The sequence below is a fragment of the Mesorhizobium sp. AR10 genome (assembly GCF_024746795.1).
GTDB lineage: Bacteria > Pseudomonadota > Alphaproteobacteria > Rhizobiales > Rhizobiaceae > Mesorhizobium.
On sequence record NZ_CP080524.1, the window covers coordinates 1,139,390 to 1,164,160 of the forward strand.

The 24,771-nt window shown below is 62.8% G+C and carries 25 protein-coding genes and 1 pseudogene; 17 read left to right on the forward strand and 9 right to left on the reverse strand.

Features of this window, described 5'->3' with window-relative positions; all coding sequences use genetic code 11:
- The first annotated feature begins 203 nt into the window (after positions 1-203).
- Together LHFGNBLO_RS08915 and LHFGNBLO_RS08920 are read left to right on the forward strand one after the other, a co-directional pair.
- On the forward strand, positions 204-650 hold the full coding sequence (locus tag LHFGNBLO_RS08915) for a carboxymuconolactone decarboxylase family protein (protein WP_258605967.1): 447 nt from the start codon (positions 204-206) through the stop codon (positions 648-650).
- Positions 651-761: 111 nt separating this feature from the next.
- Complete coding sequence (locus LHFGNBLO_RS08920) at positions 762-1,004, forward strand: YgjV family protein (RefSeq protein ID WP_258605969.1); 243 nt, start codon at positions 762-764, stop codon at positions 1,002-1,004.
- Positions 1,005-1,112: 108 nt separating this feature from the next.
- Here the strand turns inward: LHFGNBLO_RS08920 and LHFGNBLO_RS08925 are convergent, their stop codons facing one another.
- Together LHFGNBLO_RS08925 and LHFGNBLO_RS08930 are read right to left on the reverse strand one after the other, a co-directional pair.
- Positions 1,113-2,267 carry a sulfite oxidase gene (locus tag LHFGNBLO_RS08925; RefSeq protein WP_258609659.1) on the reverse strand — a complete coding sequence of 385 codons (1,155 nt, stop codon included), beginning with the start codon at positions 2,265-2,267 and terminating at the stop codon, positions 1,113-1,115.
- A 337-nt stretch (positions 2,268-2,604) separates the two neighbouring features.
- Positions 2,605-3,198 (reverse strand): TetR/AcrR family transcriptional regulator, encoded by a 594-nt coding sequence (locus LHFGNBLO_RS08930; RefSeq protein ID WP_258605970.1) that lies wholly within the window; start codon positions 3,196-3,198, stop codon positions 2,605-2,607.
- A 216-nt stretch (positions 3,199-3,414) separates the two neighbouring features.
- Here LHFGNBLO_RS08930 and LHFGNBLO_RS08935 point away from each other — a divergent pair, with 216 nt between their 5' ends.
- Positions 3,415-4,104, forward strand: a complete 690-nt coding sequence (locus LHFGNBLO_RS08935; protein WP_258605972.1) for a hypothetical protein — start codon at positions 3,415-3,417, stop codon at positions 4,102-4,104.
- On the opposite strand, the gene LHFGNBLO_RS08940 is transcribed toward LHFGNBLO_RS08935, so the two are convergent.
- Complete coding sequence (locus LHFGNBLO_RS08940; protein ID WP_258605974.1) at positions 4,091-4,297, reverse strand: DUF1737 domain-containing protein; 207 nt, start codon at positions 4,295-4,297, stop codon at positions 4,091-4,093. The two genes, LHFGNBLO_RS08935 and LHFGNBLO_RS08940, sit on opposite strands and share 14 nt — an antisense overlap.
- Positions 4,298-4,346: 49 nt before the next feature.
- Positions 4,347-5,243, reverse strand: coding sequence for an HpcH/HpaI aldolase/citrate lyase family protein (locus tag LHFGNBLO_RS08945; RefSeq protein ID WP_258605976.1), 897 nt, complete (start codon positions 5,241-5,243; stop codon positions 4,347-4,349).
- Between the two features lie 546 nt (positions 5,244-5,789).
- Here LHFGNBLO_RS08945 and LHFGNBLO_RS08950 point away from each other — a divergent pair.
- The 5 genes from LHFGNBLO_RS08950 to LHFGNBLO_RS08970 are packed head-to-tail and all read left to right on the forward strand — an operon-like array spanning position 5,790 to position 11,940.
- The gene (locus tag LHFGNBLO_RS08950) at positions 5,790-7,346 is read left to right on the forward strand and encodes a DUF4173 domain-containing protein (RefSeq protein WP_258605978.1); all 1,557 of its coding nucleotides are present in this window, start codon (positions 5,790-5,792) and stop codon (positions 7,344-7,346) included.
- A 4-nt stretch (positions 7,347-7,350) separates the two neighbouring features.
- On the forward strand, positions 7,351-8,046 hold the full coding sequence (locus LHFGNBLO_RS08955) for a response regulator transcription factor (protein WP_258605980.1): 696 nt from the start codon (positions 7,351-7,353) through the stop codon (positions 8,044-8,046).
- The gene (locus LHFGNBLO_RS08960; protein WP_258605982.1) at positions 8,034-9,638 is read left to right on the forward strand and encodes an ATP-binding protein; all 1,605 of its coding nucleotides are present in this window, start codon (positions 8,034-8,036) and stop codon (positions 9,636-9,638) included. The genes LHFGNBLO_RS08955 and LHFGNBLO_RS08960 overlap by 13 nt, the downstream gene beginning before the upstream one ends.
- Positions 9,639-9,674: 36 nt before the next feature.
- Entirely contained in the window at positions 9,675-10,841 is a 1,167-nt protein-coding gene (locus LHFGNBLO_RS08965) for an NAD(P)/FAD-dependent oxidoreductase (RefSeq protein ID WP_258605983.1), read from the forward strand.
- A 34-nt stretch (positions 10,842-10,875) separates the two neighbouring features.
- A complete protein-coding gene (locus LHFGNBLO_RS08970) occupies positions 10,876-11,940 on the forward strand; it encodes a D-alanine--D-alanine ligase family protein (RefSeq protein ID WP_258605985.1) in 1,065 nt (354 codons plus the stop codon).
- 24 nt (positions 11,941-11,964) lie between these two features.
- Here the strand turns inward: LHFGNBLO_RS08970 and LHFGNBLO_RS08975 are convergent, their stop codons facing one another.
- Positions 11,965-12,390, reverse strand: a complete 426-nt coding sequence (locus LHFGNBLO_RS08975) for a GNAT family N-acetyltransferase (RefSeq protein WP_258605987.1) — start codon at positions 12,388-12,390, stop codon at positions 11,965-11,967.
- A gap of 290 nt (positions 12,391-12,680) precedes the next feature.
- Here LHFGNBLO_RS08975 and leuD point away from each other — a divergent pair, with 290 nt between their 5' ends.
- The 6 genes from leuD (at position 12,681) to leuB (ending at position 17,669) form a co-directional block, all read left to right on the forward strand.
- Entirely contained in the window at positions 12,681-13,286 is a 606-nt protein-coding gene (gene leuD, locus LHFGNBLO_RS08980; protein ID WP_258605988.1) for a 3-isopropylmalate dehydratase small subunit, read from the forward strand.
- Between the two features lie 58 nt (positions 13,287-13,344).
- Positions 13,345-14,298, forward strand: a complete 954-nt coding sequence (locus tag LHFGNBLO_RS08985; RefSeq protein ID WP_258605990.1) for a hypothetical protein — start codon at positions 13,345-13,347, stop codon at positions 14,296-14,298.
- Between the two features lie 250 nt (positions 14,299-14,548).
- The gene (locus LHFGNBLO_RS08990) at positions 14,549-15,379 is read left to right on the forward strand and encodes a class I SAM-dependent methyltransferase (protein ID WP_258605992.1); all 831 of its coding nucleotides are present in this window, start codon (positions 14,549-14,551) and stop codon (positions 15,377-15,379) included.
- A 175-nt stretch (positions 15,380-15,554) separates the two neighbouring features.
- Positions 15,555-15,938: a RidA family protein gene (locus LHFGNBLO_RS08995; RefSeq protein ID WP_258605993.1), complete on the forward strand. Its 384-nt coding sequence runs from the start codon at positions 15,555-15,557 to the stop codon at positions 15,936-15,938.
- Positions 15,939-15,942: 4 nt separating this feature from the next.
- On the forward strand, positions 15,943-16,293 hold the full coding sequence (locus LHFGNBLO_RS09000) for a VOC family protein (protein WP_258605994.1): 351 nt from the start codon (positions 15,943-15,945) through the stop codon (positions 16,291-16,293).
- A 272-nt stretch (positions 16,294-16,565) separates the two neighbouring features.
- Positions 16,566-17,669 (forward strand): 3-isopropylmalate dehydrogenase, encoded by a 1,104-nt coding sequence (leuB, locus tag LHFGNBLO_RS09005; protein WP_258605995.1) that lies wholly within the window; start codon positions 16,566-16,568, stop codon positions 17,667-17,669.
- A gap of 162 nt (positions 17,670-17,831) precedes the next feature.
- Here the strand turns inward: leuB and LHFGNBLO_RS09010 are convergent, their stop codons facing one another.
- The 3 genes from LHFGNBLO_RS09010 to LHFGNBLO_RS09020 all read right to left on the reverse strand — a co-directional run bounded on the left by LHFGNBLO_RS09010 (position 17,832) and on the right by LHFGNBLO_RS09020 (position 21,209).
- Complete coding sequence (locus tag LHFGNBLO_RS09010) at positions 17,832-18,485, reverse strand: DUF805 domain-containing protein (RefSeq protein WP_258605996.1); 654 nt, start codon at positions 18,483-18,485, stop codon at positions 17,832-17,834.
- 75 nt (positions 18,486-18,560) lie between these two features.
- On the reverse strand, positions 18,561-19,277 hold the full coding sequence (locus LHFGNBLO_RS09015) for a DUF805 domain-containing protein (protein ID WP_258605997.1): 717 nt from the start codon (positions 19,275-19,277) through the stop codon (positions 18,561-18,563).
- A 69-nt stretch (positions 19,278-19,346) separates the two neighbouring features.
- Positions 19,347-21,209: a DEAD/DEAH box helicase gene (locus LHFGNBLO_RS09020; protein WP_258605999.1), complete on the reverse strand. Its 1,863-nt coding sequence runs from the start codon at positions 21,207-21,209 to the stop codon at positions 19,347-19,349.
- A 404-nt stretch (positions 21,210-21,613) separates the two neighbouring features.
- On the opposite strand from LHFGNBLO_RS09020, the gene LHFGNBLO_RS09025 reads away from it, so the two are divergent.
- A complete protein-coding gene (locus tag LHFGNBLO_RS09025; protein ID WP_258606001.1) occupies positions 21,614-22,648 on the forward strand; it encodes an aspartate-semialdehyde dehydrogenase in 1,035 nt (344 codons plus the stop codon).
- A gap of 222 nt (positions 22,649-22,870) precedes the next feature.
- Positions 22,871-23,335, forward strand: a complete 465-nt coding sequence (locus tag LHFGNBLO_RS09030; protein WP_258606003.1) for a GNAT family N-acetyltransferase — start codon at positions 22,871-22,873, stop codon at positions 23,333-23,335.
- On the opposite strand, the gene LHFGNBLO_RS09035 is transcribed toward LHFGNBLO_RS09030, so the two are convergent.
- The gene (locus LHFGNBLO_RS09035) at positions 23,229-23,636 is read right to left on the reverse strand and encodes an ACT domain-containing protein (RefSeq protein WP_258606005.1); all 408 of its coding nucleotides are present in this window, start codon (positions 23,634-23,636) and stop codon (positions 23,229-23,231) included. The genes LHFGNBLO_RS09030 and LHFGNBLO_RS09035 overlap by 107 nt on opposite strands.
- A gap of 238 nt (positions 23,637-23,874) precedes the next feature.
- Between LHFGNBLO_RS09035 and LHFGNBLO_RS09040 the strand changes: the two are divergent.
- Positions 23,875-24,731: pseudogene (locus LHFGNBLO_RS09040) on the forward strand (bestrophin family protein).
- Positions 24,732-24,771: the final 40 nt, after the last annotated feature.

Sequence of the window (24,771 nt, forward strand, 5' to 3'; positions counted from 1 at the left end):
TGCTCAACGACATGGAGCAATGCCGACGAACATTTGGGGAGTCTGTCGATGCCGACCCGAAGCCGTCCTGGAACGGATGTATCCGGTCCCGCCGGCAGCAACTTCGATCGAGGCCAAGCTTCGAAACTTCACAACCCGGCCGGACCATAAGGGTTCGTTCGAAACCGTTCGCTCGCTTCAAAGACGGGTGAACTTGAAAGGAAATGATCATGAAACTGACCTACCTCGCTGCAGCTTTCGCTGCTTCCATCCTCGCTTTTGCAGCACCGGCCGAAGCCCAGCAGATGCCGACGCCCGAACAGACCTACAGCGACGTTCAGGCGACCTACGGCTTCGTGCCAGGCTACGTGAAGGCATATCCCAAGAGTGCCGTCGCCGGCGCATGGGCCTTCAGCAAAGGTCTGGCAATGGACTCGAGCAACAAGCTCGATCCGAAAGTCAAATCGCTGATCAACCTCGCGGTCGCGGCGCAGATCCCCTGCCAGTACTGCATCTGGCTCGAGACGAGCCTCGCCAAGAAAGCGGGCGCGACGGACGAGGAAGTCGCCGAAGCGGTCGTGCAGGCAGCCTATGTTCGCCACTGGAGCACGGTGTTGAACGGTCTTCAGGTGGATTTTGAAACCTTCAAAGCCGACTTCGGCGGAGAGTAAGAGCAGGTCTCGATTGTTCCAGGCAGGGCGGCTGCTCGCTGCCCTGCCTTTGCCCCGACAAAGCAACGGGCCGGAGACCCGCGGCAAAGGCGCCGCCGGAAGGAAATGACAATGGAACTCTTGGTCAACATCGCGAACATTCTCTATGTGATCGCTTACTTCACCATGGACATGCTGCGCTTGCGTCTGCTGACGATCGTGGCGGCCTGCTGCCTGGCAGCATATTTTTACAGCCAGCCGGAGCCAATGCTCAATGTGGTCGCCTGGAACATGTTCTTCATCAGCCTGAACATGATCCAGATCTTTCGCCTTCTCAAAAATCGGGCGAAGCCGATTGCGCCAAGTCAGGCCTGAAGCCAACGCGGTGCCGAATGTGCATGCCGAGCCCGCCGGCATCAGTTGAATTGCGTATGACGCGCTGATTTTCTCTTTGGCGATGCCCCTGCGTCGCAGCAATGTTTCTCAAGCGATCTTGACGCGCCGTGTCACCTGACCATTGCTCTCCCAGTATGTGTGCTTCTTGGCGATCAAGGGGTCGTCCATTGCTGGTTGAACCTGTCCCGTGGTGCTCACCGCGCGCGAGGTCACCGTGTGTTCTCCCGGCGAGGGGTTTGCCCAGGGCAGGGACCAGATTTTCCAGGCGTGTTCGGCCTCCTCACTGTGGTCGATGGTCGCTGGCGCCCAGGGCGCTTGGTCGATTTGCACTTCGACCCGATCGATCGGTGCCCCCCAGGCTGCCCCGACGATGGAGTAGTCCGAGCCTTTCCGGGTGACCTTCGCGGGCGCCGACTTTAGCAGCGACCGGCCCACCGAGGTCTCGGTCCATACGGTCTCGCCATTGTGCTCTTCCTCCCGGATGGTGACATAGTCGCGGGCCATCATAAGGCTCATGAACCTTGTGTCGCGAACCTCGATGCGCTTCAGCCACTTGACGTTGGCGATCCCGTACCAGCCCGGAGCAATGAGCCGCAGCGGGAAACCATTGGGCGCCGGCAAGGCGGCACCGTTCATTTCATAGCAAAGCAGATTGTCGGGGTTCATCGCGTCGGCGAGCGACATGCTGCGCGCGAAATTCTGCTTCATCTTGACGTCGCGTATCGGGATCTCGCTTTCGTCGGTGCCGAAAAAGACGACCTCGATGCCATTTTCCAGCACGCCGGCTTCCTCGAGGATCGGGGCGAGCGGCGTCCCAGCCCAACGGGCATTGCCGATGCCGCCGGTGAAAAACGGAAAACCGTGATTGCCCGAGCATTCCACCGTGAAAACGACTTCCTGCCGCGGCCGCGCCCTGATGTCGGCGAGCGTCAACTTCAGGGGCTTCTTGACCCGGCCCCCGATCTCAATGGACCATGTCTTCTCGTCGATCGTTGGTCGATCGAAATGCGAGATGCTGAAGAACTTGTCGTTTGGCGTTATCCAGCTATCCAGATCCTCCCAGACAAGCTGCGTCTTGATACCTGCCGGATTGGGATTTTCGGTCGGCTGATCCAGCCACGGAACAACTTCCTCGCCCGCCTGTGTTGGAAAAGCGTAAGCGCGCGAAGTATGGAGAGCAGCAATTGCGACTAGAGCCGCGCTTCCTCCAACAAGAATTTCTCTGCGTTGAAAATCAGGCATGTTGTTTACCTCCCAGTTGATCCGAAACAGGCTCAACGTGCCTTGGGCCGTAGCCTGACCACGGATAGGCGAGACAAATAAACATATGCCCACCCGGAAGTATCCGGGCAGGTTAGGCAAGCATCGACACACGCAAGCATGTGAAGCGCTGGACGAAATTTCAGCTTGCGTTTGGCACCCTAAGACTGCGCCTTCGGAAAGGAAGTGTCCACAACCTGAACGGGACATGATGATTTTACGACATTTCAGATCGACGACTCCAGCCGCGCCCCGTTCGCTATGGTTGGCGGGTTCTTTTCATCTGTTCGGCCGATGTGCCGGGTCCGGCCTCCCGGGACTACGCTTTGGATGGGTTGGTCATCCGGCTGATGAAAAGACTGAGCGCCTTCTGCACGGCGAGGGATGGCGGCTCGGACGGATGCCACTGCGGAAAATGACCATCAACCACCATTCGTGCCAATCCATAGACAAAGGCACGAGCGGCAAGAACCAGATGATCGAAGTCCGCGTTCGCAGCCAGCTTACCCTGCTGTTGCGCTTGGGTCAGCAGGTCGATCATCTTCCGGCGAATGGCTTCATTCTGACCCCGAAGACTGTCCGACCCGTCGAAATCGATCAGCGTTCGGGAACTGATGATCTGGAAATGCGTGGGATTGGCAATCGCCCATTGCAGATAGCCTTGCCCGATTGCTTCGAAGGCCACGATGGGATCTGCGCTGTCGACTTCTGAAAGTGCATTGGCAACGGCCTCTGTCAGCCGGTTCATGGCCTGTTCGGCGACTGCGGTCAGCAGCGCTGTTTTCGATTGAAAATGCCGGAAGGGTGCGCCGGGGGAAACGCCGGCCCGCTTTGCGGCTTCGCGCACGCTCACATTGTCGGGGCCGCCCTCCTCGACAAGCTGAATCGCGGCATCGATCAGCGTGTCGCGCAAATTGCCATGGTGGTAGCTGGTGCGGGCAGGCGTCCTGGCTTTTGCCATCTCTTTCCCTTCGTCCCGTAGCACTGCATCACGCGTTTGTAGCACGATCCGCGATTTATGTAATCACTGTTTACAAATCCGGCAACAGCATGTAAGCAGTGATTACAGATGGATCGGAACAGGCCTGCGGTCTTCGCGGCTCCCGAATTCCCGGATGAGGAGACGACCATGCTCGCCAGAACCGCCGAACCCCGCCGTCCGCAATCGGTCACTTCGTTTCAGAGTCCAGCCGAAGGGCCTCGGCACAAGGAGAATCTCGCGACCGTTCAGTCGAGCGCGGCTGTGCCCAGCGTCACGCTCTATCGGCTTGCCTCCGTCGCCGGTGTGGGAAGCGCGCTCATTCTTCTGGTCAATGCGGCCAAACGCAGCGCGCTCATTGCGACCACCGATCTGACGCAACTTCTCGCGCCAGTCGCCGAGATATTGGCGCTTGGCCTCGTCGTAGGCCTGTTCCTTGCGTTTGGCCGGCGCGCGGGCCTGCTCGGCACGATCGCGTTTGCCGTCAACTTCTTTGCACTGGCAGGTTTGGTGGGCGTGGAAGTGGTGATCAATCTCGTATTTTCGAAACTTCCGCTGACAACCATCATCGACCTGCGCGCCGGGCCACTCGGACTGGCCCTGGTCGTCAGTTCGGTTCTTTTTCTGCTTGGGACGCTGGCGTTTGTGATCTCGCTTGTCGTTGCAAGAGGCGTGCCGCGCATTCCTCTCGCGCTCTATTTCATGGGCGCGGTGCCGATCGCACTGCGTGCATTCGTGCCGGAATGGGCTCTTGACCTGGGCCTGGTGATTCTTGCGGCAGCGATCGCCTGGCTGGCCGGATGGCTGTGGATACGGGCGAGCGCGCCTACCAGTCGCTGAGCTTGGTGTCGGGCCCATATTCCTGACCCTCGACATCCTTCACCACCGCCTGCCCGCAGCGCATGGTCTTGGTCTTCTTGTCGTAGGCATAGGTCGGCGAGCCGAACAGGTGCCAGCCCTTGTTCATCGCCGCCGTCACTTTGTGGCAGAAGCTGGAATCGTCCGGAGCGGACAGAAAGCGGTAGAGTTTCATTTTAGTCCCTGTCGTGAGTAGCCATAACCCGCTCGCATCCATCGAGCATTTATGCCCCGATGGCCGCCGCCTTCGCCAGCAGCTTTTCGGCCTGCGTCAAGTGCAGCCGCTCGACCATTTTTCCGTTCAGCGCAAGCACGCCCTTGCCGGCATTTTCGGCGAGCGCGAAGGCATCTTTCACCGCACGCGCCTCGGCCACCGCTTCGGGCGCCGGCGCAAAGGCGCGGTTGGCGGCCTCGATCTGGGCCGGGTGGATAAGGGTCTTGCCGTCGAACCCCATGGCGGCGGCTTCCGCGCATTCGCGTGCAAAGGCGTCGAGATCGCGAAAATCGTTGGAGACGCCGTCGAGCATGTCGAGGCCGCCGGCGCGCGCCGCCAGCAGCATCTGCATCAGCCATGGCACGAGGTAGCGCCGGTCAGGCGTGACCAGCACGCCGGTTTCCTTGATCAGGTCATTCGTTCCGGCAACGAAACAAGTGAGCCGCGAGGCCAGATCACGGCCGAGCTCGGCGATGGCGCCGATGTTGAGCATGGCCTTGGGCGTCTCGATCATCGCCCATAGTTTCACCGCATCGGGGGCGAAATTGTCGTCCAGCACGTCGCCAACTTCGAGAATGTCGCGCGGCGTGTCGACCTTGGGCAAAAGGATGCCATCGGGCTCGCATTTGGCCATGGCCAGCAGGTCATCGGTGCCCCACTCGCTGGCGAGCGCGTTGACGCGCACGATCATCTCGCAGCGGCGGCCATCGTGGTTGGCAACTGGGCGTTTGGCGAAAATGCCCGCCAGTTTTTCGCGGGCGGAACTCTTGTCGGCCGGTGCGACGGCGTCTTCGAGATCGATGATGACGGCATCGCAGGCCAGGGTTGCAATCTTGGCCAGCGCCTTGTCGTTTGAGGCCGGGATGTAGAGCACCGAGCGGCGCGGACGGTAGGTTTCGGTTGTCATGGCACGATCTATGCCGCCTGTGGGCGGTTGAGGCAAGCAGCCAGGATAATCGCTTCGGACAGTCATAGGCCAATCGCCAAAGTTGGCGCCGCCCCTCATTGCCCTGCCGGGCATTTCTCCCCGTAAACGGGAGAAAGAAGCTGGCCGCAACGCCGGCGCCTTTCTTGCAACGTTGGTGATTGGCGAAATCGGCGACGAGAGCCCCTTCTCCCCGTCACTATACGGGGAGAAGTGCCCGGCAGGGCGATGAGGGGCAGCGCCACCCCCGCGAGTATGAGTGGCAAATATTCAAACCTGAAATGATTGCTGCACAAAAACTGCACGCGATTGCGGGAAATCTCCTCGGCTCCGCCCCGCCGTTTCCATGCGAACCGGCGACAAGGGCGGCATGCAACAGCGAGAAAAACCCCGTTGGTCCCTGCCGTACCGGCTCCGCAGCGAAAGCTGGTGGCTTGTCGATCCGCCCCTGGTGACGGCAACCCTCCTCCCTTTCACCTTGAAATACCCGCCCAGATATGCCGGTCGGGTCGCCAGGAAAGCTCGTTCATGACGTCGTTCCTTACGGGCGCGCCGAGCTATTGCGCGCGTTTCGGCATCGCCGTGCTGCTGGTCGCGCTGGCGGATTTTTTCTTTTACGGCCAGCCGGCCGGCATCACGGTCTTACTGTTCGCCATCCTGATTGCCGCTGCCGTCGTGGCCGTGCATCCTGCTGCCTTCAGCGATGGCAGGGTCTGGCTCAAGCCTGCCGCCCTGTTCGTCGCGCTGCTGCCGCTGGTCGAAAATGTCAGCGTCCTGTCGTTCGCGATCGCGCTTGCGGCGATGGTCATCTTCGCGCTTTCGCTGACCGGGCGGCTGCGGCTTCGCCCTGCCCGCATTGCCGGCCAGGTCGCGCTCTTCCTGCTCGCTGCGCCCTTCCGGCTCATCCGCGACTTTTTCCGCTGGCGCCAGGCGGCGCGGCACTTTGGCCGGCGGCGCATCCGCTTGGCGGCGATCGCCGTATGGATCATGCCGCTGACCCTTGGCGCGGTGTTCCTCGCTCTGTTCGGCGCCGCCAATCCGGTCATCGACTACTGGTTCTCGCTGATCGATCTGATGGCGTTGCTCGATCTCATCCAGCTGCTGAGAATAGCCTTCTGGCTGGTCGTGCTTGCCGGCGTCTGGGCCTTCCTGCGGCCGCGCCTACCGCGCTTCCTGCGCCGCATCCCGCGTGCGACAGCGCCTGCGCTCGTCGGCGCGGCGCCGGAGACAAAGGCCACCCCGATCATCGAGGACATCATCTTCGGCAAGGCCGCCATCCTGCGCGCGCTGGTCGTCTTCAACCTGCTGTTTGCGCTGCAGACCGGGCTCGATGCCACCTATCTGTGGGGCGGGGTCGCGCTGCCCGACGGGCTGACCTATGCCGCCTATGCGCATCGCGGCGCCTATCCGCTGATCGTCACCGCGCTGCTTGCCGCTGGGTTCGTGCTGGCGGCGCTGCGGCCGGGGAGTGCGACCTCCGGGGATCCGCTCATCCGCCGGCTGGTCTATGTTTGGGTGGCGCAGAACATCGTGCTGGTCATCTCGTCGATCCTGCGGCTCGACCTCTATATCGGTATCTATGCGCTGACCTACTGGCGCATCGCCGCCTTCGTCTGGATGGGGCTGGTGGCGGCGGGCCTTGCCCTGATCATCGGCCGCATCGCGCTTCGAAAATCCAATGAATGGCTGCTCTCCGCCAATCTTCTGACGTTATCGGCGACGCTTTATGCCTGCTGCTTCATCAACTTCGCAGCAACGATCGCCAACTTCAATGTCGACCACTCCCTGGAAATGTCCGGTACCGGCACTCCGCTCGACACGCAGTATCTGCACTCGCTCGGCGCCGTCGCCATGCCGGCCCTCGACCGCTACTACACGCATAAATTCGGACTCCCGACCACTTACCTGGCCGACCAGGTGATGATCGACGAATACATCGCCGAACAAAAGAAGTGGCGTGCCTGGAGCTTTCGCGGCTGGCGGCTGGCCAGGGTTCTCGACAACAGAGGCCCGCTCGTGCTTCCTCCACCTGCGCAACCTTCCCAGCCTTCCCAATCTTCGCAACCTTCAGTGCCGGACCGCTAGATCCATGCCGCATCACATACTGGTCGCCGACGATGACCCGCATATCCGCGAGATCATCTGCTTTGCGCTGGAAAAGGCTGGCATGAAGACGGTCGCGGTTGCCGATGGTGCGGCCGCGCTGAATGCCATCGAGCGCCGCGCACCGGATCTTGTCGTGCTCGACATCGGCATGCCCGAGATGGATGGTCTGGAAGTCTGCCGGCGGCTGCGGCAGCGATCCGACGTGCCGGTGCTGTTCCTGTCCGCGCGTGACGAGGAGATCGACCGGGTGCTCGGGCTCGAAATGGGCGGCGACGACTATGTGACAAAACCGTTCAGCCCGCGCGAACTTGTGGCGCGGGTCAACGTCATCCTGCGGCGCGCCCGCCAGCCGGCGCCGGAGCTGGATGACGCCAGGCAGTTCGCGCATGGCAAGCTCAGCCTGGCGCCGGCCAGCCACAGTGCCAGTTTCGACGGCAAGCCTCTGCTGCTGACGGGAATCGAATTCTCGATCCTGAAAGGGTTTCTGGCGCGGCCGGCGCATGTGCTCGGCCGCGACGCGGTGATGGCAAACGCCTACGCCGCCAACATCCATGTCGCCGACCGTACCGTCGACAGCCATATCCGCAACATCCGCGCCAAGCTGGCGGCGGCGGGCTGCACGGACGCCATCGAGACCGTCCATGGCGTCGGCTTTCGGCTCGGCCAATGCGGGGCGTGAACGCGCGCAAATGGATCGGCGGCAAATGGCGGCCGCGCCTGGCCACGGTCGTCATTGCCATCCTGATCATGGTGATGGCGCTGCCGCTGGTCGGGCTGTTCTTCTTCCGCCTCTACGAGAACCAGCTGATCCGCCAGACCGAAGCCGAACTGATCGCGCAAGGCGCCGTGCTTGCCGCTATCTATGCGCAGGACGTGCGCGAGGCCGGCATTCCGCCGGAAAAGCTCGGCGCACCGATGCGGGCGACGGCAAGCGGCGATGCGAGCCGGAGCGACACTTCGGACTCGCTTTACAATCCGATCGAACCGCGCCTCGATCTCGCCTCCGACACTGTCCTCCCGACCCGGCCGGCGGCAGTCGCCGCCACCATCGATCCGGCCTATGCGGCGATCGGAGCGCACCTGTCGGACATCCTGACCGAGACGCAGAAAACCACGCTGGCCGGCTTCCGGCTGCTCGATCCCAAGGGCGTCGTCATCGCCGGGCGCGAAGAGGTCGGCCTGTCGCTCGGCGATGTCGAAGAGGTGCGCGCGGCACTGGCCGGGCGCTATGCCAGCGCGCTCCGGCTGCGGATTCCCGACCAGCCGGCGCCGCCGCTCTATTCGGTCAGCCGCGGCACGAAAGTCCGCGTCTTCGTCGCCCTGCCCGTTGCCGTCGCGGGCCAAGTCGCCGGGGTGGTCTATCTGTCGCGGACGCCGAACAACATCGTCAAGCACCTTTATGGCGAACGCGGCAAGGTGACGTTGGCGGCGATCGCCATCCTTGGCGGCACGCTGCTCATTGGCCTTGTCTTCCTGCGCACCGTCAGCCGGCCGATCTATGCGCTGATCGAGCGGACCGAGCGTATCGCCGCCGGCGATCGCGCGGCGATCAGGCCGCTCGACCATCACGGCACGCGCGAGATGGCGGAACTCTCCACCGCCTTCCTCGACATGGCCGAAAAGCTGCACGCGCGCTCGGACAGCATCCAGACTTTTGCCACCCATGTCTCGCACGAGCTCAAATCGCCGCTGACGGCGATCCAGGGTGCCGCCGAACTGCTGCGCGATTCAGGTAGTGCCATGGACGAAGCCGAGCGGCGGCGGTTTTCCAACAATATCGTCACCGATGCCGGACGTCTCAACCTGCTGGTGCGGCGCCTGCTCGACCTGGCGCGCGCCGAAAATCTTGCGCCGAGCGGCGAAAGCACATCGCTCGGTGCGGCGCTGGCGCTGCTGCCGGCGGAGGAAAAGGTGGCGGTTCGCATCGAGGCGGGCGCCGATATCGGTCTGCGCATATCGGCCGAGAATGCGGCAATCGTTCTGGCCAATCTCATCGACAATTCGGCGCGCCATGGCGCGACGCTGGTTTCTGTCGCGGCAGCGAGCACGGGCGGCAAGGCAACGGTTCTGGTCAGCGACGACGGCGCCGGCATTTCGCCGAGCAACCGGGCGCGCATCTTCGAGCCGTTCTTCACCACGCGCCGCGACAGTGGCGGCACCGGCATGGGCCTCGGCATCGTGCTGGCCCTCCTGAAAGCGCATGATGGCACGATCCGGCTGGTTGACTCCGAGCGCGGCGCGCGCTTCGAGATCATTCTGCCGGGTGCGTAATTTGAATCGGCGTTGAACCGGAAAGGGCGAGAAAAAGTGCGCTACGACATCGTCATCATCGGCGGGGCCATCGTCGGTTCCTCGATCGCCTATTACCTGCGCGAGGAAGGCTTTTCCGGCTCGATCGCGCTGATCGAACGAGATCCGCAATTCGCCCACGCGGCAACGACGCTGTCCATGGCCTCGATCCGTCAGCAATTCTCCATTCCGGAAAACATCCGGCTATCGCAATTCACGCTGAAACTGTTCCGGCGGCTCAAGGAAGAGTTCGGTGCCGATGCCGATATCGGTTTTCGCGAAGGCGGCTATCTCATCCTGGCCGGCGAGAATGGTTTACCGATCCTCAGGGCTAATCACGAGGCGCAGATCGCCGAGGGCGCCGACATCGTGTTCGAGGACGCCGAGCAGCTGACGCGCCGCTTCGCGTGGCTGTCAGCCGAGGGCATCACCGCTGGTGCCTATGGCCGCAGCGGCGAAGGCTGGTTCGATGCGCATGCGATGCTGATGCTGTTTCGCAAGGCTCTGCGTGCGAAAAAGATCGATTTCATCACCGCTGATGTCACCGGCATCGCGCGGCAGGGCGATCGTGTCACCGGCGTCGGCCTCGACAATGGCGACAAGCTCGAGGCCGGCACCGTCATCAACGCCGCCGGACCTAGTGCCGGCAAGGTGGCGGCTCTTGCCGGGCTGGCGCTGCCGGTGGAGCCGCGCAAGCGCAATGTCTTCGTCTTCGAGGCGCGCGAAAAATATGCCGACATGCCGCTGCTGGTCGATCCCTCAGGCATCTATGTTCGGCCGGAAGGCTCGGTCTACCTCACCGGCGGCGCCGAGCCGGAAGAGGGCGATGGACCGGCTGATCCCAAGGATTTCGATGTCGACTGGCCGCTGTTCGAAGAGGTGATCTGGCCGGTGCTGGCGACCCGTATCCCCGCTTTCGAGGCGATCAAGCCGACGCGCGCCTGGGCCGGCCATTACGACTACAACACGCTCGACCAGAATGCGGTGATCGGCCCGCATCCGCAGGTCAGGAATTTCCTCTTCGCCAACGGCTTTTCCGGCCACGGCCTGCAGCAGGCGCCCGCCGTCGGCAAGGCGCTGGCCGAGCTTCTGGTGCATGGCGGCTATCGCACGGTGGATTGCTCGGCGTTCGGCTACGAGCGCGTTGCCGAGGGCAGAGCGTTCCGCGAACTGAATGTGATCTGAGCGACCAGAGCCTGATCCCCCGGAGATATCTTTCATGACCAACGCGAAGCTGCGAATTGCCGTGCTGTTCGGCGGACGCTCCGCCGAGCACGACGTGTCGGTGCTTTCGGCGACGAATGTGATGCGCGCATTGGACCCTGCGAGATATGACGCGGTGCCGATCTTCATTACCCGCGAAGGAGCGTGGCTGCTGAGTTCTTTAAAGGATGGCACGCTGTCAAAGCCGGAGAGCGGGACTGAAGTTTGCCTCGTGCCCGGCGGACGAGGGCGCATGATCGCAATTCCTGCCGGCGGCGCTGCGTATGACCTGCCGAAGATCGATATCCTGTTTCCGGTGTTGCATGGATTGTACGGCGAGGACGGCTCGGTCCAGGGGCTGGCGGAGGTCGCCCGCGTGCCGCTGGCCGGATGCGGCATCCTCGGTTCGGCGGTCGCGCTCGACAAGGATATCGCCAAGCGGCTGCTGAAGGCGGCGGGTGTGCCGATCGCGCGCTCGGTGACGATCCATGACGGCACCACGCCGTCCCTCGCTGAACTCGAGGGCGAGCTCGGCCTGCCGCTCTTCATCAAACCGGCACGACAGGGATCATCCGTCGGCGTCGGAAAGGTCAACGCCAGCCAGGAGTTCGATCGAGCGCTTGCGGAAGCTTTCCGGCACGATAGCAAGCTGCTGGCGGAGGAATTCGTTCGTGGCCGCGAGATTGAATACAGCGTGCTGGAGGACCCCGCAGGCAAGCTCTTCGTCTCGCGGCCGGGCGAGATCGTGCCCGCGGAGAGCCACGGCTTCTACAATTACAATGCCAAATACATCGACGAGAATGGCGCGGCACTGATCGTGCCGGCCGAACTGCCGCCGGAGGTCGAGGCAGGCATGCGTGAGATGGCCGCGAAGGCTTTCAGAGCCGTCGGTTGTGACGGGATGGCGCGTGTCGACTTTTTCCTGATGCCGGACATGCAATTCCTGGTCAACGAGATCAACACGATCCCCGGCTTCACCGATATCAGCATGTACTCCAAGGCGATGGCGGCAAGTGGCGTCGGCTATGCCGAGATCATCGACCGGCTCGTGGAACACGGGCTCGCACGAGCGGCACGTTGATACGGTGAGCCGTCGGGGACGGCGTCAGCCCTCGCGGCCGAACCAGAAGGCGTCGACCATGCGCTTCATGCCGATGCGTTCATAGAAGCCGACGGCGTCGGGCATGGAGATCAGGCTGATGGCGACCGATGGCCCGAGCTGCCGGCGCGCCTCGTCCATCAGGCCCTTGCCGATGCCGAGCCCTTGCGCCGATTGGGAAACGGCGAGTTCGGAAACGTAGCAGACCCAGGAGAAGTCGGTGACACCGCGCGCGACACCGACCAGCGGCTTGCCTTCCATGTCGAGGCGCGCTGTCAGCACCAGATTGGCGCGGACAAGCATCGCCTGCAAACGGGCCTCGTCATCGACAGGGCGCGTTTCACCGAGGCCGGATTCCACCAGCACGCGGCGAAACTCGGCAACGTCGAGCGTTGGTTCGCTGGCATAGAGGACGTGGGACTGTTCGCTCATGACCACCAGATTGCATCAGCGCGCTAGGATTTCGAAGCCGTTTTTTGAGGTGGTTCAGTTTCAGCGTGCGGCATGATACAGCCATTCCGGCGGCCCGTAGCTCAGGGGAAGAGCGCCAGCTACATGCTGGAGGCCCCCGGTCGAGACGGGGCGGGTCGTCGCCAGATTTCAAACTGGCCTTGCGCTGCCATAGGCGATGCGTCGCGCACAAACAGCCGCCTTTTATTTGCCCGCCTCTTTGTGTAAACCGGCCCCAGCAAATTCCCACAACGAAAAGAACACGGCAGGCCATGGAAAAATTCACAAAACTCACCGGCGTCGCCGCGCCGATGCCGATCGTCAATGTCGACACCGACATGATCATTCCCAAGGACTATCTCAAGACGATCAAGCGCACCGGGCTCGGCACCGGCCTGTTCGCCGAAATGCGCTACAAGGACGACGGCTCGGAAAACCCGGACTTCGTGCTCAACAAGCCGGCCTATCGCAATGCGCAGATCCTGGTCGCCGGCGACAATTTCGGCTGCGGTTCGAGCCGCGAACACGCGCCGTGGGCGCTGCTCGATTTCGGCATTCGCTGCGTCATCTCGACCTCGTTCGCCGATATTTTCTATAACAACTGCTTCAAGAACGGCATCCTGCCGATCACCGTCAGCCCGGAAGATCTGGAGAAGCTGATGGACGACGCCTCGCGCGGTTCCAATGCGACGGTGTCGGTCGATCTCGAAGCCAAGGAAATCCGCGGGCCCGACGGCGGCGTGGTCACGTTCGACCTCGACGATTTCAAGCGCCATTGCCTGCTCAACGGGCTCGACGACATCGGCCTGACCATGGAGAAGGCTGGCGCCATCGACTCTTTCGAGAAGCGAAACGCCGAACAACGCCCCTGGGCCTGATCTGAACGGATAGCCCGGCGGCTGGCCGGGTTCGTGGCGACTGAACGGAGGGACAGTCATGACACGTTCGCTTCTTGCCGGCGCCTGCGCGCTGGCGTCGATCCTGACGCCAATAGCTGGCGTTGGTGCGCAGACGCAGACGCCTGCCGCGCAGCAAACGCCCGCGACAGCCCAGAAGCCGGCCGACCAGCCGGCAACCGATCAGGGATCGTCGAGCACCACCGATGCGGCGCCGGCCGACGACGACAAGCAGGCTCCGATCCCGTTCGCGGGTGGTCAGTTGACCATCACCCAGCCAGAGCAGGATGGCGAAAAGGTGCTCGCCTTCGACGGCCAGAAGCTGGCCAGCAACTATGACGTTTTCTTCGACAAAATCGTCGAGGTCGGCGACGTCAGTGTGGCGCTGGTCGATGTCGGCGATGGCGGCAACCAGTGCGGTCCGGCCAAGGTGATCGTCTGGAAGTCGGAAGACAGCACGATCCAGAGCACCACGGTCGAACAGGACGATTGCGGTGCGCCGCCTGCGTCGGTGTCCGACAATGCGATCTACTTCGTGCCCTATCTACTGCCGGGTGAATCCCGACCGGCGCTGCAATGGACGCCGACCGACGGGCTGACGACCTCAGGCAACCTCACCTACGCGCCGGAACCCGGAACGGACTGGAAGGATGTCGACCCGGCTAAGTACCAGAACATCATCGACGCCTTCCACAACGAGGCCGTTTACAAGGCGGCCGAGGCGTTGCTCGGCAAGGACATGCCGGACATGGCGACCAGCCTGCTGGTCGGCGGCGGCACCGAGAAGACCGCGTCCGGCGCCTTCTATGCCAGCGGCTGCGTACCGCACGACTGCGGCGGCAATGACGGCTTCATGGCTGTCGACCCGGTCAAGCACACTCTCTATTTCTCGCGGCGCGGTGACAATGGCGAGCCGGATGCGTGGCCGCCGGCGAAGACTTGGCCGGCCGATGTGAAAGAAGCGCTGGACAAGGCGCTGGGGTCGGCGAATTAGCGTCTTGGCGCGGCCACCTTGCCTTCGTCATCCTCGGGCTTGACCGAGGGTCCATGCTGCGACAGTCGCCGAGAAGTGCGACGGAACAGAACCAGCACCGCTTCCGCTGAACCCGAGAATTGCTTCGCACCGGCGCCAGCCAGTTGTAGCAAGTCGTATTGGGTCCGTAGATTTCCGGCATATAGCGCCGCCGGCGCCTTGCCGTGTTAAATTGTATTCAACCGCGGAACGCTCCGACACAAGGCTTTCAATGTCAGAGCATGAACATTGGCAACTTGATGGTAGTGCGCCCGAACTATACGAGCGCTATCTCGTACCTGCGATAACGTCCTTGTGGTCGGCGGATCTCATTGATCGAGCAATGCCAAAGTCGGGAGAAGCTGCGCTCGATATTGCTTGTGGTACGGGTGCCGTAACACGTCTCGCAGCAGAGCGGATGGCAAGCGGCCGCGTTGTCGGGCTTGACTTCAATCCCGGTATGCTCGCTGTAGCCCGATCTGTACCGAACTCGGGTACTTCAATCGAATGGTTTGAAGGCAGCGCCCTCAGTCTTCCCTTTGATGATGGCTCTTTCAATCTCGTTCTTTGCCAGCTTGGCCTCCAGTTCTTCCCGGATAGATCGCTTGCCCTTCGTGAGATGAACCGGGTGCTGGCACCGTCAGGTCGAGTAGCGCTTAGTGTCTATAGCGCCATTGAGCACACGCCGGCCGCAAACGCCTTTGTACAAGCTCTTGATCAACGCCTTGGGCCAGATGCATCGAAGATCAAACGCGCTGAGCACATCTTTCCTGAGGCAGATGAGGTCGGTGCCCTGATGACCCAGGAAGGTTTTGAGCAGGTTGACGTCAACACGGTCACGCAGCGCATCACCTTTCCATCCGTCCTCGACTACGTGCGATTTCAATTGATCGCAACGCCAATGGCCAGCCTCCTGAGTGATCGAAATGATGACGAGCGCGAAGCCCTCATAAAGAATGTTGCGGCTGCCACCCAATCATTGCTCGATCCAGAGATGCTACGCAATGGCCGCTTGTCGTTTCCGCAAGAGGCGCATGTCGCAATGGCGCTTCGATCCGGCTGAGCGCCGCCCGCGCGACGACGACCTGGCCGACCTAGAGGAGGATGACGAAGACGCGAAGGTCTGGGCTGCTCTCCGAAGTGTGCGTGGGTTTGCCGGGACAACAGTCGGCTCCGACTGGCCCTAGGCCGGATGGCCCCTTCATTGCTAGATGCTGGCAGGATTTTACGAGGAAACCATGCGAAAACTGATCTCCACCGGTTCGCCCTTCGAAAAAACCGCCGGCTATTCGCGTGCCGTCGTGCAAGGCGACTGGTGTTTCGTGTCCGGAACGACCGGCTACGACTACGCGACCATGACGATGCCGGAGACGGTCGAGGCGCAGACGCGCAATTGCCTGGCGACGATCGCCAAGGCGCTCAAGGACGGAGGCTTCGAGATTGCCGATGTGGTGCGGGCGCATTACTACATCACCGACGCCGCCTTCGTGGACATCGTCTTCCCGATCCTGGGCGAGGCGTTTGGCACCGTCAGGCCGGCGGCGACGATGATCGTCTGCCAGTTGAACAAGCCGGAAATGAAGATCGAAATCGAAGTCACGGCGCTGCGGCGCACCGGGTGAACCGATGAAAGTCCGGCGCATCGTTGCTAACATAGGTACGCAGGATATCGAGGCGGCAAAGCGCTTCTATCAGGATGTGCTCGGCCTCGACCTGCTGATGGATCTCGGCTGGATCGCCACCTACGGCTCACAAGAGACGATGACCGTGCAGATCAGCTTCATGGCTCAAGGCGGCTCCGGCACGCCGGTGCCGGAGCTGTCGATCGAGGTCGACGATGTCGATGCCGCGCTTGATGGGATGAAGACGGCCGGCTTCGCCATCGAATACGGACCGGCCGACGAACCCTGGGGCGTGCGGCGCTTCTATGTGCGCGATCCGTTCGGCCGGTTGGTCAACATTCTCTCGCATCGTTGATGGCTTCTCGCGAGGCGCTATTCCAGCTTGGGTTCCTCGCCGAGAGGTGGCTCGGCAGAGCCGAGACGGAGAGGGGGCTGCGCCCTACGAAAGCCCCCTCTCCGTCCGCTTCGCGGCCACCTCTCCCCCGCCTTTAGCGGGGGGCGAGGAACCCAAGTCCTGCAAGGCGGGCAGGCCAGAGGGGCGTCGCAGCGCTGTTCGTCCCCTTGCGCACAGCCCGCTTGGCGTTTAGCAAGGCCGCGGTTTCTCCAAACAGTGTTGGGACGGTTGTGATGGCTTCGAAAAATCTTCTCCTGCTCGCCGGCGACGGCATCGGCCCCGAGGCGATGGCCGAGGTGAAGAAGCTGATATCAGCCATGAACGACAAGCTAGGCAGTGGTTTTGCAACCGACGAAGGCCTGGTCGGCGGCTGCGCCTATGACGCACATGGCGCGGCGATTTCCGATGCCGACATGGAAAAGGCGATGGCAGCGGACGCGGTGCTGTTCGGCGCCGTCGGCGGGCCGAAATGGGATGCGGTGCCTTATGAGGTGCGTCCCGAGGCCGGGCTGCTGCGCCTGCGCAAGGATATGGAGCTGTTCGCCAATCTGCGCCCCGCCATCTGCTATCCGGCGCTGGCGGCATCCTCTTCGCTGAAGCAGGACGTGGTCGAGGGGCTCGACATATTGATCGTGCGCGAGTTGACCGGTGGCGTTTATTTCGGCGAACCGAAGCAGATCATCGATCTCGGCAATGGCCAGAAGCGCGGCATCGACACGCAGGTCTACGATACGTTCGAGATCGAGCGCATTTCGGGCGTCGCCTTCGAGCTGGCGCGTACGCGTAAGAACTACGTCACCTCGATGGAAAAGCGCAATGTGATGAAGTCGGGCGTTTTGTGGAACGAGGTCGTCACCCAGACCCACAAGGCTAGATATGCCGACGTCAAGCTCGACCATATGCTGGCCGATGCCGGCGGCATGCAACTGGTGCGCTGGCCAAAACAGTTCGACGTCATCGTCACCGACAATCTGTTCGGCGACATGCTGTCCGACATCGCCGCCATGCTGACCGGCTCGATCGGTATGCTGCCGTCGGCCTCACTCGGCGCGCCGGACGTGAAGACGAAAAAGCGCAAGGCGCTCTACGAGCCGGTGCATGGCTCGGCGCCGGACATCGCCGGCCAGGGCATCGCCAACCCGATCGCCATGATCGCGTCCTTCGCCATGTGCATGCGCTATTCCTTCGGCATGGTAGCCGAGGCCGACAAGCTCGAAGGCGCGATTGCCGCCGTGCTCGACGACGGCTTGCGCACCAAGGACATCTTGTCCGAGGGCATGACCGAAGTCGGCACGGTAGAGATGGGCGATGCGATCATCGCGAAGTTCCTGGGCTGATCCCATGGCGGCCGACGTCAACTGGGCGACGACCGGAGATGCGACGGACATGCCGTCATGCCGTGCGAGATGGCGGCGCATTGCCGGCAGCCACGAATCGACGCGGGACGCCAGGGGCTGAGATCTTCCTCAGGCGGTGGGGCGAGACGCTGGAGACGGCCGCTAAACCCTGACGCCAGCCGGCATCTGACCCCATGGATTTTCGCCGAGTTGAGACGGAACAAGCCCGAGGACGAGCAACGCCACACCACCCAAAGCTGGAGTGAAGCAGAGCAAGGCAAGCCAGCCTGTCAGGCCGATGTCGTGCAGACGCCGAACAACAAGCGCGGTCCATGGCAGGATCGTTACCAGCCCGAAAAGGAGGGCAGGAACGTACCCGATCGACGTCCTTGGGCCGTTACCGAAACCGCTGATCGCCAGGTTGAGGAGAATGCCGAAAACGAATAGCGCGACGAGCACGATGATCGAGCAGAGACAGAAAGCCCAGAACTCCTTGCGGCGGGCGCGGCCGGTGAAATTGCGATAGTCGTCGCCCAGCGCACGTCGGAAATAGGCCCACAAGCCCATCGATTGGGCCGAACGGCCGGGCCCTTGCGGTTGGGCCGCGCGTGACGATGCTGTACCGCTGGCTGGTGTCGTTACGGCGACTATGTTGTGCGCCGTGCCGTCGTCGGGCTGGAACTCGACGAGCGTGCCCCTGACGAGCGCCACTTCCTGACTCAGATCGTTACGGGCGAAGATATAGCGCTTGCCGTCGACTCCATTGATGTAACCGTAGTCCTGATCCTCGTCGTAGTGAAACACTGCGCCGCGCATACCCTACCCCCCCTTTTGCATCGCTTCACAAAATGCTACTCTAAGTTGTTGCCGCTCGCAAGATACACGTCGAAGCTAGTTCCTCACCCCGGCCGGCACGGGACCCCATTGGTTTTCCTTGGTCTGGGTCGGGATCAGCGCGAACACCAGTATGGCGAGGCCGCCGACGGACGGAACGAAAAAAAGCAGGGAGAGCCAGCCGGTCAGGCCGATATCGTGCAGGCGACGCGCCACCAGCCCCAGCCACGGCAGGAACGTCCCCAGGACGAAGAGGCCGCAGACACCGACCGTCACCAGCGCCATTTCATCGCTGACCTCGAAATTGCCCATTGCGTAGTCGCTGAAGAGACCAATGCTGAGGATCGCGATCATCACGATCGTCCAGAACAGGCAGTAGCCCCAGAACTCCTTGCGGCGGGCGCGGCCGGCGAAGTTGAAGTAGTTCTCGGTCAGGCAACGCCAGAAATAGCCCCACAGTCCCGTGGCCTCATCAGGCTCAATCTTGGCGAAACGGCCGAAATGCTGCGGCTGGGGGGCCGCAGATGCGTTGCCGGCTTGAGATGGTGCCACGCTTGCAGCGGCAGCGCCGGCGGCCGGATTGGCGGTCTGGGCGCTGATCGAAAAAATGTCGCGCGCCTGGCCGCCGCCGGGCTGGAATTCGACGGCCGTGCCCTTGGCCATCGACACTTCGCGGCGCAGATTCTCGCGCGCAAACGTGTAGCGATTGCCGTCCGCCCCGGTGATGAACCCGAAGCCTTGAGCCTCGTCATAGTGAAGCACTTCGCCGCGCATTTGCCACCCACCCCTTGTCCGCGCCCTGCCCAGACTGTTCAAAGTTCCGGCAGATCGCAAGAGGCATGATCAGGCCGGCCGGTTCTTCGACTTCTTGTGCTTCGGCGGTCCGGCCTTGTCGAATTTCGGCTTGCCCGCTTTCGCGGCCCAGGGCTTTGCCTCAGGACGCTCTGACGATGGCGCGCGCTTTTCGAATTTCGACTTGTGGGCACCTTGGGGCGCATTCTGGTCAAACGGCCGCTTGCCGCGATGCGGCTTCTTGTCCGGGCTTGGCGGCTGGTAGCCAGCGCGCGACAGGTCGGGCGTGCCGTCCAGCCGTTTCACCACGATGTTGTTCTGCAGCTTGCGATCGGGGCCGATGGCGGCGAGGAAACGGTCGGCCCAATCGGCTGCGATCTGCACGAAGGTTTCCTCCGGCTGCATCTTGATGGCGCCGATCTCGCGCTTGGTTATGCCGCCGGTGCGGCAGAGCATAGGGATCAGCCAGCGCGGCTCGGCATTCTGCCGCCGCCCCACCGACACAGAGAACCAGACGCTGTCGCCGAAATCGTCGCGGCGGCTGGGCGCCTCGTCCCCACATGCGAATTTTTCGCCCGCCAGTTTTTCACGCGAAGGCGTGAACGGGGCGACGTCCATAAGATCCTCGGGCGCCGAGCGGCTGGCGCGGCACAGGCGCACGAAGGCGGCGGCCACCTGTTCGGCGCCGTGCCTGGCAAGGAGCGCGTCGATGAAGCCGCGCTCGTCATCCTTTAGGGGCTCGTCGAAAGCCGGATCGGCGAGAATGCGCTCGTCGTCGCGCCGGATCACATCGTCGGCCGAAGGTGGGCTTGCCCATGTCGCCTTGAGGCCGGCGCTTTGCAACAGCCGTTCGGTGCGCCTGCGGGCGCTGTTGGGCACGATCAGCGCGCTGACGCCTTTTCGTCCCGCACGTCCCGTCCGTCCGCTCCGGTGCAGAAGCGTCTCCGGGTTGGTCGGCAGGTCGGCGTGGATCACCAGTTCGAGGTTGGGCAGGTCGATGCCGCGTGCCGCTACGTCGGTGGCGATGCAGACCTTGGCGCGGCCGTCGCGCATCGCCTGCAGCGCATGGCTGCGCTCGTTCTGGCTGAGCTCGCCGGAAAGTGCGACGACGGAGAAGTTGCGATTGTTGAAGCGCGCGGTCAGATGGTTGACGGCCGCACGGGTGTTGCAGAACACCAGGGCGTTCTTCGCCTCGTAAAAGCGCAGCACATTGATGATGGCGTTTTCCCGGTCGGCCTGGGCAACGCTCAGCGCCCGGTATTCGATGTCGAGATGCTGCTTTTCCTCGCCGGAGGCGGAGATGCGCACCGCATCGCGCTGGTAGCCCTTGGCCAGCGTGGCGATGGAGCGCGGCACGGTGGCCGAAAACATCAGGGTGCGGCGCGCGGCCGGGGCGGCGTCGAGGATGAATTCGAGATCTTCGCGAAAGCCGAGATCGAGCATTTCGTCGGCTTCGTCGAGGACTACGGCCTTGAGCGCCGACATGTCGAGCGAGTGCCGCGTGATGTGGTCTCGCAGCCGGCCGGGCGTGCCGACGACGATATGGGCGCCGCGCTCCAGCGCCCGGCGTTCGGTGCGCATGTCCATGCCGCCGACACAGGAGGCCACGGTCGCGCCGGTCAGTTCGTAAAGCCATTCCAGCTCGCGCGTGACTTGCAGGGCCAGTTCGCGCGTCGGCGCCACGGCCAGCGCCAGCGGTGCTGCGGCATGGGCAAAGCGCTCGGCATCGCCCAGCAGGGTCGGCGCCAGCGCCAGGCCAAAGGCGACGGTCTTGCCGGAGCCGGTCTGGGCCGAAACCAGCGCGTCGGCCTGGCCGAGCTCCAGAACCGCCTTTTGCACCGGCGTCAGCTCGGAATAGCCGCGTTTTTCCAGCGCCTTTGCCAGCGCTGGAACAATAGCTTCGAAGTTGGACATCTGCTTCTTTCGGAATTCGGAGTCTTTGTGGGCCGGCGCCACGGGGCGCAGCAAGCCAGACGAGCTTTTCGTTCGTACTTCGCGCCGCTTCCAATGTACAGGGCGCGTCGCAATTGACTCTTTACGCAAACCGCGTAAAAGCCGGCACCGAACGGGATAGTTTTCGATGCGCGGCCTTTTGATGGCGCTCCTTGCATTCGACTTTTCTGGCCACAATGCAAACCATTGGGCCGGGCGCGTCGGCGCGTCTCCTCGTTCCAGCAAAACCACGGCCAAAACGACCACTAAAACGGTCTGATTCCCTTGGCCTAACCACCCTCTCCCGGGTCCGGCCCGGGGGTTGAAACCCGCATCGGCCGGCGGGTTTTCTCCAAAAACCGAGCGGAGAGGGACAGGAGATATCTATGAGTTTCAAGGTTGCGATCGTCGGCGCCACGGGCAATGTGGGCCGGGAAATGCTCAACATACTGGAAGAGCGCGGCTTTCCGGTGAGCGAAGTGGTGGCGCTGGCCTCGCGGCGTAGCCAGGGCACGGAAGTCTCGTTCGGCGACCGCACGCTGAAGGTCAGGACGCTCGACCAGTATGATTTTTCCGACACCGACATCTGCATCATGTCGGCCGGCGGCAACGTCTCCAAGGAATGGTCGCCGAAGATCGGCAAGCAGGGCTGCGTCGTCATCGATAATTCGTCGGCTTTCCGCTACGACCAGGATGTGCCGCTGATTGTGCCGGAAGTGAACCCGGACGCGATCTCCCTGTTCACGCGCAAGAACATCATCGCCAATCCGAATTGCTCGACGGCGCAGCTGGTCGTGGCGCTGAAGCCGCTGCACGACTTCGCCACCATCAAGCGCGTCGTCGTCGCCACCTACCAGTCGGTATCAGGCGCCGGCAAGGAAGGCATGGACGAACTGTTCACGCAGACCCGTGCCGTGTTCGTCGCCGATTCGGTCGAGGTCAAGAAGTTCACCAAGCGCATCGCCTTCAACGTCATCCCGCATATCGACGTCTTCCTCGATGATGGCTTCACCAAGGAAGAGTGGAAGATGGTGGCCGAGACCAAGAAGATGCTCGACCCCAAGATCAAGCTGACGGCGACCTGCGTGCGCGTGCCGGTGTTCATCGGCCATTCGGAAGCGGTCAACATAGAGTTCGAAAAGCCGATCACCGCCGATGAGGCGCGCGATATCCTGCGCGAAGCGCCGGGCTGCCAGGTCTTGGACAAGCGCGAGGACGGCGGCTACATCACGCCGCTGGAATCGGCCGGCGAGGACGCCACCTTCATCTCGCGCATCCGCGAGGATTCGACCATCGAGAACGGCCTCTCGATGTGGATCGTCTCCGATAATCTGCGCAAGGGCGCCGCACTCAACGCAGTGCAGATCGCCGAACTGCTGGTCGAGCGCGGGCTGATCCAGCCGAAGAAGAAGGCGGCATAACTTTCGCTCACGGGGCTCGGCCTTTGGCCGTTTTCGCTCACGGGCCGTATCGCCGCTGCCGCGGCGGCCCGCGGTCGCGGGCTCGGCCGTTGGCCGGATGCTCTTCGCTCATAGGCTTATGGTATGAGCGATAGCGCCAAAATCGCGCTGCGTCCGGCCGTCGGTTCGGACGCACTTGCCGTCGCCAGGATCCTGCGGGCCGCACTTGCCTCGTTCGACTGGATGCCTGTCTTGCACACGCCGGACGAGGATCTGGCTTTCATCCGCGACCTCGTGTTACCGCGACAAGAAGTGATCGTTGCTGAAGCCGGCAAGGAGATTGTCGGCTTCATCGCCGTCAGCGGCGAAAGCGTGGAACAGCTCTATCTCGATCCCGCCTGGACGGGGCGAGGTATCGGCAGCCAGTTGCTGGTGGAAGCGATCGCGGCTTTTGCCGGTCGTGAAACTGCATTGCTTTCAAGCGAACGTTGGCGCCCGAAGGTTCTACGAGCGCCATGGCTTTCGCGCCGACGCGTTCGGCGACGGCACCAGGAACGAGGAAGGCCTGCCGGACATCCTGTATGTTCGAGGGTCGTAGCTCTCAGCCAGCGCTGTCCGCAGCCAGTCTGCGCAGCAAATCCATCGCTTCCTCCGCCCGGTCGGCCGGCACGAACAGATGGTCGTGATAAAAAGCCGAGACCGGATTGACGCCCATGCCGGCGGTGGCGAGCCGGGCGGTGATGGCGGCGAGGAAGCCGACCGCCTCCAGCGACGAATGGATGTTCAGCGTGATCATGCGGCTCGGGAATACGCCGTCCAGGCCAGCCGCCTCGGCCTCGTCTTCAAGCACGATCAGCGTCGTGCCCTCGCGCTCGCGAAACTGCATCACCGGCTCGAGATTGTCGGGCACGGGTGCGCCGGGTGCCAGGGTGACGAAGACATGGACGCCGGCAAGCAGTTCGGGCGTCATCGTCGCCAGCAGTTTTTTCAGATCGGTCTCGCCGGCCATCGTTTGCTTCCACATGTTTTCGCGATCGGGGCAGCGATCGCTTAAGCGTCCTCGGTCTGCTGGCTTCGATAGCGCGCATCGCTCTACCCCTGCAAGACGACATTGCCATGTCGTTGGCGGCTGAGCTTGTCCGTCTGTGCCATCGCACAATAGAAGGGTTCAGGACCAGCGCCGGTGCGCCAGAGGTATTTTTATGATCGTCCGCCCGCGCCCGGGATTCCTGCATCTGTTCTTCATCATGCGCGGCTCGGTGGTGCCGCGCATCCTGCCGCAGATTTTCGGCTTCGGCCTCTATGGCGCGCTGGTGGTGCTGGCCGTCCGGGCGCTGAAACTCGACTTCGGCAATGCCGGCACCGCACCCTTCGCCCTGCTCGGCGTGGCGCTGTCGATCTATCTCGGCTTCCGCAACAACGCCGCCTACGACCGCTGGTGGGAGGCGCGCAAGCTGTGGGGCCAGCTGGTCTTCGACATCCGCAATTTGGCCCGCGCCTCGACCGGGCTGGTCGAAGACCGGACCGAACTGCGTGGTTGATGGAAGCGATTGCCTTTTGCCACTTCCTGCGCGGCTTGCTCAGACGAGTGGACGCCACAGCTGAAGCACGCGCGTTCATCGGCGACGAGGTCGAAGAGGCTGCCAAGGCTGCCAACGCCCCCGACGCCATGGTGCGGCGGATGGGCGGACGTATCGCAGCACTCCGCAAGGCCGGCGCCATCGACACCATCGGCTACCGCATCCTCGACGAGCGGCTGTCGGAAATCGCCGCTGCGCAGGCCGGCTGCGAGCGCATCATGGGAACGCCGTTGCCCTTTGCCTACACGCTGCTCCTGCAGCGCACGGCCTACATCTTCTGCCTGCTGCTGCCGTTCGGGATGGCCTCGGCCGCCGGCTGGGCGACGCCGCTGTTCACGGCGCTGATCGCCTATACCTTCTTCGGCCTCGATGCGCTGTCGGAAGAGCTCGAGGATCCGTTCGGCACCGAGGCCAACGACCTTGCGCTTGATGGCCTGTGCCGCGTCTGCGAGATCTCGGTGTTCGAGGCGCTGGGCGAGCCGCCGCCGAAGATGATCGCGGCCGAGAAGTTTTATTTCTCTTAAGGCAGCTTACTCCGGTGCGGCGCGTCAACGCCGCCCCGGC

Bases quoted from the DNA above. Each gene is read 5' to 3' on its own strand.
- LHFGNBLO_RS08915 (WP_258605967.1), top strand. From the start codon at position 204: ATGATCATGAAACTGACCTACCTCGCTGCAGCTTTCGCTGCTTCCATC.
- LHFGNBLO_RS08920 (WP_258605969.1), top strand. From the start codon at position 762: ATGGAACTCTTGGTCAACATCGCGAACATTCTCTATGTGATCGCTTAC.
- LHFGNBLO_RS08925 (WP_258609659.1), bottom strand. From the start codon at position 2,267: ATGCCTGATTTTCAACGCAGAGAAATTCTTGTTGGAGGAAGCGCGGCT.
- LHFGNBLO_RS08935 (WP_258605972.1), top strand. From the start codon at position 3,415: ATGCTCGCCAGAACCGCCGAACCCCGCCGTCCGCAATCGGTCACTTCG.
- LHFGNBLO_RS08940 (WP_258605974.1), bottom strand. From the start codon at position 4,297: ATGAAACTCTACCGCTTTCTGTCCGCTCCGGACGATTCCAGCTTCTGC.
- LHFGNBLO_RS08945 (WP_258605976.1), bottom strand. From the start codon at position 5,243: ATGACAACCGAAACCTACCGTCCGCGCCGCTCGGTGCTCTACATCCCG.
- LHFGNBLO_RS08950 (WP_258605978.1), top strand. From the start codon at position 5,790: ATGACGTCGTTCCTTACGGGCGCGCCGAGCTATTGCGCGCGTTTCGGC.
- LHFGNBLO_RS08955 (WP_258605980.1), top strand. From the start codon at position 7,351: ATGCCGCATCACATACTGGTCGCCGACGATGACCCGCATATCCGCGAG.
- LHFGNBLO_RS08960 (WP_258605982.1), top strand. From the start codon at position 8,034: ATGCGGGGCGTGAACGCGCGCAAATGGATCGGCGGCAAATGGCGGCCG.
- LHFGNBLO_RS08970 (WP_258605985.1), top strand. From the start codon at position 10,876: ATGACCAACGCGAAGCTGCGAATTGCCGTGCTGTTCGGCGGACGCTCC.
- LHFGNBLO_RS08975 (WP_258605987.1), bottom strand. From the start codon at position 12,390: ATGAGCGAACAGTCCCACGTCCTCTATGCCAGCGAACCAACGCTCGAC.
- leuD (WP_258605988.1), top strand. From the start codon at position 12,681: ATGGAAAAATTCACAAAACTCACCGGCGTCGCCGCGCCGATGCCGATC.
- LHFGNBLO_RS08985 (WP_258605990.1), top strand. From the start codon at position 13,345: ATGACACGTTCGCTTCTTGCCGGCGCCTGCGCGCTGGCGTCGATCCTG.
- LHFGNBLO_RS08990 (WP_258605992.1), top strand. From the start codon at position 14,549: ATGTCAGAGCATGAACATTGGCAACTTGATGGTAGTGCGCCCGAACTA.
- LHFGNBLO_RS08995 (WP_258605993.1), top strand. From the start codon at position 15,555: ATGCGAAAACTGATCTCCACCGGTTCGCCCTTCGAAAAAACCGCCGGC.
- LHFGNBLO_RS09000 (WP_258605994.1), top strand. From the start codon at position 15,943: ATGAAAGTCCGGCGCATCGTTGCTAACATAGGTACGCAGGATATCGAG.
- leuB (WP_258605995.1), top strand. From the start codon at position 16,566: ATGGCTTCGAAAAATCTTCTCCTGCTCGCCGGCGACGGCATCGGCCCC.
- LHFGNBLO_RS09010 (WP_258605996.1), bottom strand. From the start codon at position 18,485: ATGCGCGGCGCAGTGTTTCACTACGACGAGGATCAGGACTACGGTTAC.
- LHFGNBLO_RS09015 (WP_258605997.1), bottom strand. From the start codon at position 19,277: ATGCGCGGCGAAGTGCTTCACTATGACGAGGCTCAAGGCTTCGGGTTC.
- LHFGNBLO_RS09020 (WP_258605999.1), bottom strand. From the start codon at position 21,209: ATGTCCAACTTCGAAGCTATTGTTCCAGCGCTGGCAAAGGCGCTGGAA.
- LHFGNBLO_RS09025 (WP_258606001.1), top strand. From the start codon at position 21,614: ATGAGTTTCAAGGTTGCGATCGTCGGCGCCACGGGCAATGTGGGCCGG.
- LHFGNBLO_RS09030 (WP_258606003.1), top strand. From the start codon at position 22,871: ATGCCTGTCTTGCACACGCCGGACGAGGATCTGGCTTTCATCCGCGAC.
- LHFGNBLO_RS09035 (WP_258606005.1), bottom strand. From the start codon at position 23,636: ATGGCCGGCGAGACCGATCTGAAAAAACTGCTGGCGACGATGACGCCC.